We start from the raw sequence: 12,266 nt of genomic DNA, 5'->3' as shown, positions 1-12,266 counted from the left end.
TTTTTTGGTTAATCTGGCCAGCCATCCGTCAGCAGGGCAGCGGTTCTGTGGCCTCTACTGCGTCGACCGCGTGCCGCGCATCAGCTACCTGAAGCGTCGGGGCGGGTCTGGGGGTGTGGGTGTTCCTGTGCCCGTTCACGCACCGCGATGTCCTGAAAGAACTCCTTCGACAGGGCGATGACCTTGGGACTCAGCAGCAGGATGGCGATCAGGTTGGGGATCACCGCCAGCCCGAACAGCAGGTCGGACACCGACCAGATCATCTTCAGACCGCCAACCGCACCAATGATGGTAAACGGCAGGAACAGGTACCGGTACGCCATAGACAACCGCTGACCACCCAGGAAGAAACACATGGATTCGCCGTAGTAGTTGATGGCGATGATGGTGGAGAAGGCAAACAGCACAATGGAGATGGAAACCACGTAGCGGAACCCTGGCACCACGGTGTCGAACGCCTGACTGGCCAGGATGGTGGCATCGCTGCCGGTGCTCAGCACCCCACTGGTGAGAATGGCCAGCGCGGTGATGGTGCCCACCAGGAAGGTATCGATGAAGGTTTCGGTAATACCCCACATACCCTGACGGGCCGGATGGTCGGTCTTGGCCGAGGCGTGGGCAATGGGCGCGGTACCCATGCCCGCTTCGTTGGAATACAGACCGCGGGCCACGCCGTAGCGGATGATCTCCATGATGGCATAGCCGGCCACACCGCCACCCACGGACTCCAGCGAGAAAGCGGCGCTGAACATACCGGCAATCACCTCAGGCAATGCGGTGGCGTGGTACAGGATGGTGAGGATGCCACCGAACAGATAGAGCACCACCATGACCGGCACCACCTTCTCGGTGACTTTGCCCAGTCGGCGCACCCCACCCACGGAGACCGCCGCCACCAGACCCATCAGGATCAGCCCGGTCCACAGAGGGTCCAGGGACACCAGACTTTCCACATTGCCGGCAATGGCGTTGGACTGGATCATATTACCGGCCAGGCACACCACCGCCAGGCATACGGTGAAAATATTGGCCAGCCAGGGGGCCTTGAGACCCTTACGCATGTACCAGGCCGGACCGCCGCGGTAGATGCCCTTCTGGTCTTTTTCCCGGTAGGCGATGCTGAGCACGATTTCGGCGTACTTGGTGGCCATACCGAAAAAGGCCGAAATCCACATCCACACGATGGCCCCGGGTCCGCCCAGGATCAAGGCACTGGCGACCCCGACAATATTGCCCACCCCCACGGTAGAAGACATGGCGGCCGTCGCCGCTTGCCGGGGCAGCAGGGTGCCTTCACCGGCTATCTGATCTTCCGGCAGAAATGCGCGCCCCAGGGTTTGTTTCATCACAAAGGGGAAACGAAGCAACTGGAAAAACCCAAGGCGGAAGGTGTAGTAAACGCCGATGCCCACGAGGGCGACCAACATCCAGGGCCCCCAAATCAAGCCGGTGAGAGTGCCAATAATCTGGTTGATATCGAACATAGAATTATCCAGGTTTCAATTGTTGTTAAGTGAGGGCCAGTGGCGCACGGCCCAGGGTGCGGTGCCGCGTCTTTCGCGAGAAGGGTGCCGGTTATTGTTGTTGGCACGCCTCGACGAAGCTGCTGAACAACCGCTGGTAACGGGGGTGACGCTCCGCCATCATTTCCGGGTGCCATTGCACCGCACAGACCCACCGCTGGCCGTCTTGTTCAATGCCTTCGATCAGCCCGTCGGGGGCGGTCATGGTGGCTTGAAAGCCCGGCGCCAGAGCTTTCACCGCCTGGTGGTTATAGCTGTTTATGGGCAGGGTCAGCGTATCGAAGGCGGCCGCCAGGCGGGAACCCTGGCTGATCTCGGCGCTAAATACCGGATGGTACTTGGGGGAATTCCAGTTGGTATGATGCAGCTCGGAGGGACGCTGGCTGGCCAGATCCTGATACAGGGTGCCGCCGGCCGCCACATTCAGCAGCTGCAGGCCGCGGCAAATGCCCAGAATGGGGTAGTTCATTTGCTGCAGGGCCAGGCCCACCAGGGCCAGTTCATGGGCGTCCCGCTGGGGGTTGATGTCGCCCAGTCCCGCCGTCGGCAGCTCGCCGTAGAGTTGCGGGTCGATGTCCGAGCCGCCGGTCAGAAACAGGCCATCCAGACGGGACAGTAACGCGGGCAGGTGATCCTGGCTCTGCAAGACCGGGATGATCACCGGAATGCCGCCACTGTATTCGATGGCTCGCACGTAATCGCTGGCCAGCAACTGCCATTCCTGGCCGCGAAATCCCAGTTTGGTGGAAAGGCCGATCTGATCGTCTTCGCTGAAGTCAGACAACACGCCAATTAACGGTTTCATGTCACTCTCAAGGCCGGTAAAAAATGTCGCGCAAGATTACCCGCGATGGTGATACTTTTGTAATATGTATTTGGTATAGATGGATGCATTGAAGGTATCTCGAGTGGACCTATTACAGCGGCGTCTGGTGCAGTTTCTGGCCGTGGTGGAGCAGGGCAACATCCATGCAGCGGCACGCCAGCTGCATGTTGCCCAGCCTGCCCTGAGCCGTGCCATGAAAGCGCTGGAGGAAGAACTGAAGGTGCAGCTGCTGGTGCGCCAGCCGCGCGGCGTGGTGCCCACGGCCGCCGGACTGATTCTGGCCGACCATGCCGGACGCGCCACCAGCATCCTGCAAGAAGGGGTGGCCCGGGCCCGGCACACGGCGGCTCTTAAAACAGGCAAGTTATTGATCGGGTACGGGATCTTCGCTTCGACGGGGTGTATGCCCAACCTGATTGTCGGCTTCCGCAAAACCTACCCGGATATTGAAGTGCAACTGCGTCTGCTGGCCACCAGTGAACAGCTGGAGGCCCTGCATCAAGGCAGCATTCAGCTGGGGTTTGCCTTTTCCAATGCCTGCCGGCCCCCGTTGGCCTCCTGGCGAATCTCCCGGGAGCAGCCGGTGGTCGTGGTCCATGAAGGGCACCCTTGGGGCAGGCGCGAGCGACTGCCGGTTGAGGAGCTGGCCGACGAGCCCATGATTCTGGGTAATGTGCAGCGCTGGGGCTATTATCGTGAAATTATTAACGCCCTTTGTCTGAGTGCCGGGTTTGTGCCACGGGTCGTCGCTGAAGCCGACGAACTGCCGGACATGATGGCCCACCTGCGCATGGGCGAGGGCATCGGCATTTTGGGGGAAGGCATCGTGAACCAGTTGCCCGCATCCCTGCACGCCATTCCCCTGAGCAATCACCGGCTCACCTTCGATCTCAGCATGGTCTGGAACCCAGAGGCGCTGGATGAGGTCGCCCGGCTGTTCATTGACTACATCAAAAGCCGGATCCCGGCGACCTCGGGCTAGGCGCGGGTGCGGTCCTGTTGCAGGGCAATGGCAATAATGCGGTGCAGGTCGACCCGTTCCTGCGCCTGGGACTGCGCACGGGATTCCTCGCTCCACTGGAAAAAGCCTTGCCCGGCCTTGGCCCCCAAGCGTCCCTCGGCCACGTAATCGGCCAGCAAGGCCGCGGGCGTGTCGCGCGCATCCAGATCCGGATAGAGGTAGCGGGCGATGTTCAGGTGAGTATCGAGGCCGTTCAGATCACGCTGCCGCAGGGGACCGTTCAGCGCCATGCGCACCCCGATGGAGTACTGCACTATGTCATCCAGGGCCTCCGGTTCCACCACGCCTTGCTCCAACAAAGCGAGGCACTCCCGCATCACCGCGTGCTGGATCCGGTTGGCAACGAATCCCGGCACGCAGGTGTTCAGTACCGCCGGGCGTTTGCCCAGCTGGGCCAGCCAGGCGCAGGCCGCCTCGATAACCGTCGCCTCAGTCCGGTGGCCGGGAACCACCTCGACTGCCGGGACAATGTCCGCCGGGTTGAAGAAGTGCGCCCCCAGGAACCGTTGCGGTAAACGCATGCGACTGGCGATGTCATCGATCGGGATGCCGGAGGTGTTGGTCATGATGAGGGTGGAATCAGGCACCCGGGATTCAATCTGGGCCACCACCTCCTGCTTGAGAGCGGTGATTTCGGGTACGCTCTCGATCACATAATCCGGACGATGCGCCGCGGTTAATTCAGTCGTGAAGCACACGGAGGCGGCGCAGTCCCCCAGGCTCAACCGGCTGGTTTCCAGCACCCCGGGGTTGGTGTCGACCAGGGTGACGCTAACGCCTTGCGCGACCATTAATTTGGCCAGAGTGGTGCCCATGGTGCCGGCACCCACTATCGCCGCGCGTGATGATTCGATTTGCATCGCTTGTCCTTCCTTCTGTTCGCCCCGCCCGGGCTCTGTGTCAGCCAGCCCGGTATGGGTGTCGCACTGAACACGGTCAGTGATGGATTGGATGCGGCTATATTACACGAACTTGCGTTCGTTCTACGAACGAATTGGATGAAGAATCGTTTTGGCTGACCCCGGTTCAACACCAGTCTGGCCTTTCCTCAATTTGACAAAACAATCGTTTACTGGCTGACTGGGGCGTCATGGTTTTCGACACCATGGGCCAATTCGCCGGCTTGCAACGGCGCTAACCACGCCCTTCCAATTCGGCCTTGCGATTTACCCCAACACCCGCCGGATCCGCGTGTCAGGGGCCTTCGTCACACGCCAGCGCGGCCGCTGCAGCGGACGTGCGCGGTTCGGTGTCCGGATCCGAGTGAACCGAGGAGAAAGTGTTCCGTGGACTCGTACCGTCTTGAAAAGCGTAATGTCGCGGTCCTGGTGATCAGCCAGATACTGTTCATGGTGGCGTCCATCACGGTGATGACGCTGAGCGGAGTGGTCGGCCAGGCGCTGAGCCCCGATCCGGATCTGGCGACCCTGCCCATTGCCGCGATGATGGTGGGTACTGTCTTCTCCACGCTGCCCGCCTCCCTGTTAATGAAACGCGTGGGCCGTCGCAGCGGGTTTATCACCGGCGCCAGCCTGGGTGGAGTGGCCGGCGGGCTGTTGAGCTTTGCGGCCATTGCGGTGGGCTCATTCTGGCTGTTCTGCGTGGGCAGTCTGTTGCTCGGTTTGTACCAGGGCTTCGCCATGTACTACCGGTTCGCGGCAGCGGATGTGGCCAGTCCGGCGTTTCGCAGTCGGGCGATTTCCTACGTCATGGCCGGAGGGGTGGTGGCGGCCTTTCTCGGCCCCTGGAGCGCCAGCAGCACCATCAATCTGATTGCCCGGGTGCCCATGGGGGGGCCCTATCTGGTGATCGCGCTGCTCGCCCTGCTGGCGATCACCGTGCTCACCCGGCTGCAAGTGCCCGCCCGTGGCGAACCGCAACCGGGGGAGGTGGGCCGGCCGCTGGCCAGGGTGGCGGCGCAGCCGGCATTTCTGGTCGCGCTGACCGCCGGGGCCGTGGGTTATGCCGTCATGGCCCTGGTGATGACCGCGACCCCACTGGCCATGCGCGCCAGCGGGTTTGACATGGGGCAGGTGGCATTCATCATGCAATGGCATGTCCTCGGCATGTTTGCGCCCTCGTTTGTGACCGGTGGCCTGATCGCCCGGTTCGGGGTCAGTCGTATTCTTTTGAGTGGCAGTGCGCTGCTCGCTCTGTCCGCGCTCACCGCCACACTGGGCGACAGTCTGGGCCACTACTGGTGTGCTCTGGTGTTGCTCGGGGTGGGCTGGAATTTCCTGTTTGTGGGGGCCAGCACCCTGCTCGCCAGCGTGCACACCGAAGCCGAGCGGGGCAAGGTGCAGGGCGTCAACGACCTGGCGATCTTTACGCTGGTGGCCATGGGGTCGCTGATGTCGGGGTCGCTGCTGCACCAGCTGGGCTGGCAGCGCCTGAACATGACCATGCTGGTGCCTGTGGCGCTGGTGATCCTGGCGGTGCTGTGGCTGCGTCTCAGCCGCCGGGTGTCGGGCGCCGTGGGGGTTGGAGACGCCCCCATGGGGAAATCCTGATGCCCGCCCCGGCGTTCAGGGCGGTAACATTGCCTTCCCGGGTGCTTTGGCCAACAATGAAGCACTGCTTCAGTCTCTTCTGCACCCATTGGCAAACAACACCGCCATAGTGCCCAAGTTTGTAACCACTTGATTTTGAGGTGTCCATTTTTGTTTAGCGATCTAGAGTTTGACGGTGACCTGGACTTTGATTTCGACGGCTATTCCATGGAGCCGGACCTGTATCTGGATGTGCCTTATGTGCCGACGGATGAAAAGGTGGTCGAGGCCATGCTGGATTTTGCCTATGTGGGCCGCAAGGACGTGCTCTATGACCTGGGCTGCGGGGATGGTCGCATTGTGGTTGCTGCCGCGCTGAACAGAAGCACCCGGGGGGTCGGTGTGGATATGGATCCGGCCCGGATTGCGGATGCCATGGAGTACGCCGGGGATACCGGGGTGGAGTATCTGGTCGATTTCGTCGAAGGTGATCTGTTAACCGCCGATTTCAGCGAAGCGACCGTGGTAACGCTTTACCTGCTGGATTCGGTGAATGTGGAATTACGTCCCCGGTTGTTGTCCGAATTGCGCCCGGGGGCTCGCATAGTGTCCCACGCGTTCAACATGGGCGACTGGAAGGCCGATGAGCAGCTGAACTTCAGTGGCGTGCGTTTGTACAAATGGATTGTGCCGGCAGCGGTGGCCGGTAGCTGGCACTGGCAGGGCACGGACGGCAAGGAATACCGGGTGGAACTGAAACAGAAGTACCAGCAGGTCACCGGCAAAGCCTGGGTGGAAGGCCGCCCCGCCAAGCTGCAGAGTGCGCTGTTACAGGGTGCGTTATTGGAATTGGTGATCCAGGAAAACGACGCCGCTGCGGCGGACAGTTTTGTCATGCGGTTTGAGGACGACCAGCTGGTGGCGGCAGAAAGCAGCAAGCAAGCGGCCCCGGCCAAGCGCGTGGCGGCCTGACCGTTGGGAGGATGGGAATTACGATGACAGAGGCTTATCAGGGTTTTCAGTTCCAGTCGCTGGCCGGAGAGTGGCGTGCAGGTGGTGGCGATGAAACCATCAGAGTGACCAATCCGTACACCGGTGAGACCTTGACCGCATTACGTGCAGCCACCGCCGCCGACCTCGATCAGGCCTACCGGAAGGCGGCCGAGGCGCAGGTGGCGTGGGCGCAAACACCGCCCGCGGAGAGGGCGGCGCTGCTGCACCGGGTGGTGGCGATTTTCGATGCGCGCAAGGATGAAATCATTGACTGGCTGATTCGCGAGTCGGGCAGCACCCGCCTGAAAGCCACCATCGAATGGGGCAGTGCCCGGGGCATTACCCTGGAAGCGGCGAGCATGCCCGCCCGGGCCCATGGCATGACCATGGACAGTGATGTACCCGGCAAAGAAAACCAGGTCGACCGGCGGCCGCTGGGCGTGGTGGGGGTGATCAGTCCCTGGAACTTTCCGCTGCACCTGTCGCAGCGCTCCGTTGCGCCCGCTCTGGCGCTCGGCAATGCCGTGGTGCTCAAACCCGCCAGCGACACCCCGGTCAGCGGCGGCTTGCTGATTGCGCGCATGTTTGAAGAAGCCGGTCTGCCCGCGGGGTTGCTGAGCGTGATCGTCGGTTCCGGCGCGGCCATCGGTGAGAGTTTTGTGGCCCATCCGGTGCCGGCGTTGATTTCCTTTACCGGGTCCACGCCGGTGGGCAAGCAGATCGGTACCATCGCCACCGGGGGCCGGCATCTCAAAAAAGTGGCTCTGGAGTTGGGGGGCAACAGCCCGTTCGTGGTGCTGGATGATGCGGACATCGATCAGGCGGTCAAAGCTGCGGTGTTCGGCAGCTTTCTGCATCAGGGGCAGATTTGCATGGCAATCAACCGGATCATTGTCGATCAGAGCCGCTACGACGAATTTGTGGCCGGCTTTGTGGCCCACACACAAACCCTCAGGGTGGGGGATCCGGCCGCCGGTGACACCAGCATTGGCCCCATCATCAACCCGTCCCAGCTGGAGGGGTTGCAGCAAAAAATCGCTACCGCGAAACAACAGGGCGCCCGGGTATTGCTGGAAGGTGAGGTGGACGGACAACTGCTGCCGCCCCATGTGTTCGGTGAGGTCACCCCCGACATGGAGCTCAGCCGGGAGGAAATTTTCGGGCCATTGGTGGGCATTCACAAAGCCCGGGACGAAGCGCACGCCCTGGAGCTGGCCAACGCCACCGATTTTGGCCTTTCCAGTGCGGTGTTCAGTGGTGATCCGGAGCGTGGAGCGCGGTTCGCCCGGCAGATCCGCTCCGGGATGACCCACGTCAACGACATGCCGGTGAATGATGAAGCCCACATGCCCTTCGGCGGTGAGAAAAACTCCGGACTGGGCCGTTTCAACGGCAACTGGGCCATTGACGAGTTTACCACCGTGCAATGGGTGAGTGTGCAGCGGGCACCGCGCCAGTACCCGTTCTGATCGTACCAGCAGCGAGGGGAATGCTACGGCCCCCCCCTCGCTGCTATTGGTCCGATACGTTGCGCTACGACTGTGTGTCGAGCTTGGTCAGACCCGCTCAATGAGGGTAGCAATACCCTGACCGACGCCCACACACATGGTGCACAAGGCATAACGGCCACCGCTGCGCTGCAGCTGGTGGGCAGCAGTCTGCAACAGACGGGCGCCGGACATACCCAGTGGGTGGCCCAGGGCAATGGCGCCACCGTTGGGGTTCACCCGGGGGTCGTCGTCGGCGATGCCCAGCTCGCGCATCACCGCCAGACCTTGGGCCGCGAAGGCTTCGTTGAGTTCGATGACGTCAATGTCGGCCAGGCTGAGGCCCTGTTTCTCCAACAATTTTTGTACCGCCGGTACCGGGCCTATGCCCATGATGCGCGGCTCTACCCCGGCGGTGGCCATGCCCAGAATTCTGGCAAGGGGCTTGAGGCCGTGGGTGGTCACGGCGGCTTCGCTGGCCACCAGCATGGCGGCGGCGCCATCGTTCACGCCGGAGGCGTTGCCGGCGGTGACGCTGCCGCCGGAACGGAACGGGGCCGGCAGGGCCGCCAGTTTTTCCAGCGAGGTGCTGCGCAGATGCTCATCGGTGTCGAACACCAGTGGGTCCTGTTTGCGGCGCGGAATGGACACCGGCACGATTTCTTCGGCAAAAACGCCGTCCTGCTGAGCCCGGGCCGCCTTCTCCTGGGAACGCAACGCGAACAGATCCTGATCTTCCCGCGATACGTTGAACTGTTCGGCGACGTTTTCGGCTGTTTCGGGCATGGCATCGATGCCGTACTGCTGTTTCATCAGCGGGTTGACGAAGCGCCAGCCAATGGTGGTGTCCTCGATTTTCTGGCCCCGGGAAAAGGCGTTGTCGGCCTTGCCCATCACGTAGGGAGCCCGCGACATGGATTCGACGCCGCCGGCCAGCACCAGGTCCATTTCACCGGCACGAATGGCGCGGAAGGCGGTGCCGACCGCATCCATCCCGGAACCGCACAGGCGGTTGAGCGTGGTGCCGGGGACCGAAATGGGCAGGCCGGCCAGCAATGCTGACATACGGGCCACGTTGCGGTTGTCTTCGCCGGCCTGGTTGGCGCAGCCCATCATGACTTCATCAATGGCGGCCGGATCCAGATCGGGTGCCTGGGCCAGCACGGCTTTGAAAACATCCGCGGCCAGGTCATCCGGACGCACGCTGGCCAGGGTACCGCTGAAGCGGCCGATGGCCGAGCGGCGTGGATGGCAAAGATATACGTTGTTCATACGGTTCCTCATTATTGTCCGGCGTGATGGGCGTGGGTGCGTGCCTTGAGGTCACGCAAGACTTCCAGTTCGTTGCTGGTTGGCTCCGGGGTCGTAGCCAGCGCCTCCGCAAAGCGGATCTCCCAGCCGGTGGCCTCGATCACCTGTTCCCGGGTGACGTTCGGATGCAGCGCGGTGACCACCAGTTCGTTGGTGCCCGGCTCGGGCTTGAGAATGCACAAATCGGTAATCACTACCGTGGGGCCGCGGCCTATGTTGGGTACCTGCTCACGGGCCTTGCCATCGCGGCCAAAGCCCACCGTGGTCACAAAGTCCACATCCTTTACGAAGGTGCGTTTGGAGTGCTTGACGGTAATGAACACTTCCCGGGCGTTGGTGGCGATCTCCGGGGCACCGCCGCCGCCGGGCAGGCGCACCTTGGGTGCCCGGTAGTCGCCAATCAGGGTGGTGTTCAGGTTGGCGTACCGGTCAATCTGGGCGGTGCCCAGAAAGCCGACGCTGATGTGACCGCCCTGCAGCCAGTAGCGGAACATTTCCGGCACGGACACCGTGGTCAGCGCCGATTCGCACAATTCGCCGTCGCCGATGGACAGGGGCAACACATCCGGCCGGGTCTGCAGGGTACCGGATTCGTAAATCAGGGTGATGTCAGGCGCATGGGTCAGACGCGCCAGGTTGGCGGCCTCACTGGGCAGACCAATACCGACGAAGCAGGTCATGTCGTTGGTCAGTGCCCGGGCGGCGGTGATACTCATCATTTCCGAAGCGGTGTATTCAAGGCTCATCACGCAGCTCCCTTGTTAAATACGTTCTCTTGCAACCAGGTCTGGAAGGTTTCACGATCGCGGGCAATGCCGTCCCATTGTTGATAAAACGCGTTGTCGCGCTCGTAATACCCCAGCGCATAGGAGGGGCTGGCGCCTTTCGGAGCCTCGGCGATGGCCGTGATCGCCCAGGAGGGCAGCACGCAGGCGTTTACACCCGCGTTCAGGTCATCCACGATTTCTTCAACAGTGACGATGCTGCGTTTGGCGGCCAGCACCACTTCTTTCTGAATGCCGACAATGCCTTCAATCAGGACGTTGCCTTTGCGGTCGGCGCGCTGGGCGTGAATCACGGTGACATCCGGACGCACGGACGGCACGGCGGCCAGACGCTCGCCGGTAAACGGGCACTCGATAAACTTGATCTGCTCGTTCACCTTGGGCAGATCGCTGCCGATGTAACCGCGCAGCACCGCCAACGGCAGTCCGGCCGCTCCGGCCTCATAGGCACAGGCCATGGCGGCGTGGCTGTGTTCCAGTATTTCAATGGAGTTGGGCCAGCCCTTTTCAACCGCATCCCGCAAGCGGTGCAGCGAACCCACACCGGGGTTGCCGCCCCATGAAAATATCAGCTTTTTGGCACACCCGGCACCGATCATCTGGTCGTAAATCAGATCCGGTGTCATGCGGATCAGGGTAAGGTCCCTGATTTCCTGGCGGATGATTTCATGACCGGCGGCAAAGGGGATCAGGTGGGTGAAGCCTTCCATCGCTACGGTGTCGCCGTGATTGATGTGCGTGCTTACCGCTTCCTGCAGGGAAAGAAAATCAGCCATCAGAGTGTCTCCATTGTGGCGTATCCTGGAAGTTCTCTATGCGAACATGAGTTTTATATGCGAACATGATGACGTGGTAATAAATGTGTCGTCAAGCACAAGTTTTCCGTTAATGGCCCATGTGCACGAATGTTCGTCTCACGAACCAGCTGATATGATGGGCGGATTCAGATTGTTACAGGTGTGGAAGGAGACAGAATGGACGAACATGTTCTTGCACCGGGAGATCGGGATTATGTGGGCGCCCTTGCGTCGGGTCTTGAGGTCTTGCAGGCGTTTGACGCCGAGCATCCCCGGATGACCCTGAGTGAGATGGCGGCACGCACCAACATGGACCGGGCCAAGGCCCGGCGCTTTTTGTTGACTCTCCACGCCCTGGGGTTCGTCAAGCGTATCGGTCGCCAGTTCGAACTGACCCCCCGGGTGCTGCAGCTGGGTTACGCCTACCAGGCCTCCAACCAGTATCGGGCGGTGATTCAGCAATATCTGGAAGACATTACCACCGAACTGGGTGAATCCTCGTCGCTGGCGGTGCTGGACGGCGACGACGTGGTGTACGTGGTGCGGTCGTCGGCACGCCACCGGTTGATGGCCATTACCCTGTCGGTGGGTACCCGACTGCCGGCGGCCTACACCTCCATGGGACGGGTGTTGCTGGCCGCGTTGCCGGACGCTGAATTGCAAGCTTATCTGGCCCGGGTGCAGCTTGAGCCGTATACCGCCTCCTCCGTACTCAGCCCGGCTGTGTTGGAGCAGGAATTAAACAAGGTTCGCCAGCAGGGCTACGCCATTCTGGATCAGGAACTCGATTCCGGACTGAGATCCGCAGCCGTCCCGGTGTTCGCCGGCAGTGGCGAGTTGCTGGGGGCGATCAACATCAGCACCAACGCCGCGCGGGTCGACATGGACACGCTCATGGACGTGTACCTGCCTCGTCTGCAACAGGCGGCCGATGCGGTCAAACGACTGACCAGTTAACTGGCTTCCGTGCCGGTTCCCGGCAAACTTGCCCCCAACGCCGAAAGCCCAGGCAAACACCTGTACAGTAGGCGGTT

At 61.6% G+C, this 12,266-nt stretch carries 11 protein-coding genes; 5 read left to right on the top strand and 6 right to left on the bottom strand.

Annotation, left to right across the window (positions count from 1 at the left end; translation table 11 throughout):
- Positions 1–80: 80 nt before the first annotated feature.
- Complete coding sequence (locus BG841_RS06280) at positions 81–1,484, bottom strand: alanine/glycine:cation symporter family protein (RefSeq protein ID WP_070056875.1); 1,404 nt, start codon at positions 1,482–1,484, stop codon at positions 81–83.
- 91 nt (positions 1,485–1,575) lie between these two features.
- The gene (locus BG841_RS06275; RefSeq protein ID WP_070056874.1) at positions 1,576–2,328 is read right to left on the bottom strand and encodes a gamma-glutamyl-gamma-aminobutyrate hydrolase family protein; all 753 of its coding nucleotides are present in this window, start codon (positions 2,326–2,328) and stop codon (positions 1,576–1,578) included.
- A 103-nt stretch (positions 2,329–2,431) separates the two neighbouring features.
- Between BG841_RS06275 and BG841_RS06270 the strand changes: the two genes are divergently transcribed.
- Complete coding sequence (locus BG841_RS06270; protein ID WP_070056873.1) at positions 2,432–3,331, top strand: LysR family transcriptional regulator; 900 nt, start codon at positions 2,432–2,434, stop codon at positions 3,329–3,331.
- Here the strand turns inward: BG841_RS06270 and BG841_RS06265 are convergent.
- Positions 3,328–4,230, bottom strand: coding sequence for a 3-hydroxyacyl-CoA dehydrogenase NAD-binding domain-containing protein (locus tag BG841_RS06265; protein WP_070056872.1), 903 nt, complete (start codon positions 4,228–4,230; stop codon positions 3,328–3,330). The genes BG841_RS06270 and BG841_RS06265 overlap by 4 nt on opposite strands.
- A 426-nt stretch (positions 4,231–4,656) precedes the next feature.
- On the opposite strand from BG841_RS06265, the gene BG841_RS06260 reads away from it, so the two are divergent.
- The 3 genes from BG841_RS06260 (at position 4,657) to BG841_RS06250 (ending at position 8,321) form a co-directional block, all read left to right on the top strand.
- On the top strand, positions 4,657–5,880 hold the full coding sequence (locus BG841_RS06260) for an MFS transporter (RefSeq protein ID WP_070056871.1): 1,224 nt from the start codon (positions 4,657–4,659) through the stop codon (positions 5,878–5,880).
- 150 nt (positions 5,881–6,030) lie between these two features.
- The gene (locus BG841_RS06255) at positions 6,031–6,831 is read left to right on the top strand and encodes a class I SAM-dependent methyltransferase (protein ID WP_198929162.1); all 801 of its coding nucleotides are present in this window, start codon (positions 6,031–6,033) and stop codon (positions 6,829–6,831) included.
- Positions 6,832–6,854: 23 nt separating this feature from the next.
- The gene (locus BG841_RS06250) at positions 6,855–8,321 is read left to right on the top strand and encodes an aldehyde dehydrogenase family protein (protein WP_070056870.1); all 1,467 of its coding nucleotides are present in this window, start codon (positions 6,855–6,857) and stop codon (positions 8,319–8,321) included.
- Between the two features lie 87 nt (positions 8,322–8,408).
- Here BG841_RS06250 and pcaF read toward each other — a convergent pair whose 3' ends face one another.
- Genes pcaF through BG841_RS06235 form a run of 3 tightly spaced genes read right to left on the bottom strand, consistent with a single transcriptional unit; the run spans position 8,409 to position 11,211 of the window.
- Complete coding sequence (pcaF, locus tag BG841_RS06245; RefSeq protein ID WP_070056869.1) at positions 8,409–9,611, bottom strand: 3-oxoadipyl-CoA thiolase; 1,203 nt, start codon at positions 9,609–9,611, stop codon at positions 8,409–8,411.
- An 11-nt stretch (positions 9,612–9,622) separates the two neighbouring features.
- Positions 9,623–10,396: a CoA-transferase subunit beta gene (locus BG841_RS06240; RefSeq protein ID WP_070056868.1), complete on the bottom strand. Its 774-nt coding sequence runs from the start codon at positions 10,394–10,396 to the stop codon at positions 9,623–9,625.
- On the bottom strand, positions 10,396–11,211 hold the full coding sequence (locus BG841_RS06235; protein ID WP_070056867.1) for a CoA transferase subunit A: 816 nt from the start codon (positions 11,209–11,211) through the stop codon (positions 10,396–10,398). The genes BG841_RS06240 and BG841_RS06235 overlap by 1 nt, the downstream gene beginning before the upstream one ends.
- Positions 11,212–11,409: 198 nt before the next feature.
- On the opposite strand from BG841_RS06235, the gene BG841_RS06230 reads away from it, so the two are divergent.
- Positions 11,410–12,189: an IclR family transcriptional regulator domain-containing protein gene (locus BG841_RS06230; protein ID WP_070056866.1), complete on the top strand. Its 780-nt coding sequence runs from the start codon at positions 11,410–11,412 to the stop codon at positions 12,187–12,189.
- Positions 12,190–12,266: the final 77 nt, after the last annotated feature.

Source organism: Marinobacter sp. X15-166B (genome assembly GCF_001752365.1).
Lineage (GTDB): Bacteria > Pseudomonadota > Gammaproteobacteria > Pseudomonadales > Oleiphilaceae > Marinobacter.
This window is presented reverse-complemented; position numbering and strand designations above follow the sequence as displayed.

Excerpts from the sequence above, each read along its gene's own strand:
- BG841_RS06230 (WP_070056866.1), top strand. The coding sequence starts at position 11,410 with ATGGACGAACATGTTCTTGCACCGGGAGATCGGGATTATGTGGGCGCC.
- BG841_RS06280 (WP_070056875.1), bottom strand. The coding sequence starts at position 1,484 with ATGTTCGATATCAACCAGATTATTGGCACTCTCACCGGCTTGATTTGG.
- BG841_RS06275 (WP_070056874.1), bottom strand. The coding sequence starts at position 2,328 with ATGAAACCGTTAATTGGCGTGTTGTCTGACTTCAGCGAAGACGATCAG.
- BG841_RS06250 (WP_070056870.1), top strand. The coding sequence starts at position 6,855 with ATGACAGAGGCTTATCAGGGTTTTCAGTTCCAGTCGCTGGCCGGAGAG.
- BG841_RS06240 (WP_070056868.1), bottom strand. The coding sequence starts at position 10,396 with ATGAGCCTTGAATACACCGCTTCGGAAATGATGAGTATCACCGCCGCC.
- BG841_RS06235 (WP_070056867.1), bottom strand. The coding sequence starts at position 11,211 with ATGGCTGATTTTCTTTCCCTGCAGGAAGCGGTAAGCACGCACATCAAT.
- pcaF (WP_070056869.1), bottom strand. The coding sequence starts at position 9,611 with ATGAACAACGTATATCTTTGCCATCCACGCCGCTCGGCCATCGGCCGC.
- BG841_RS06265 (WP_070056872.1), bottom strand. The coding sequence starts at position 4,230 with ATGCAAATCGAATCATCACGCGCGGCGATAGTGGGTGCCGGCACCATG.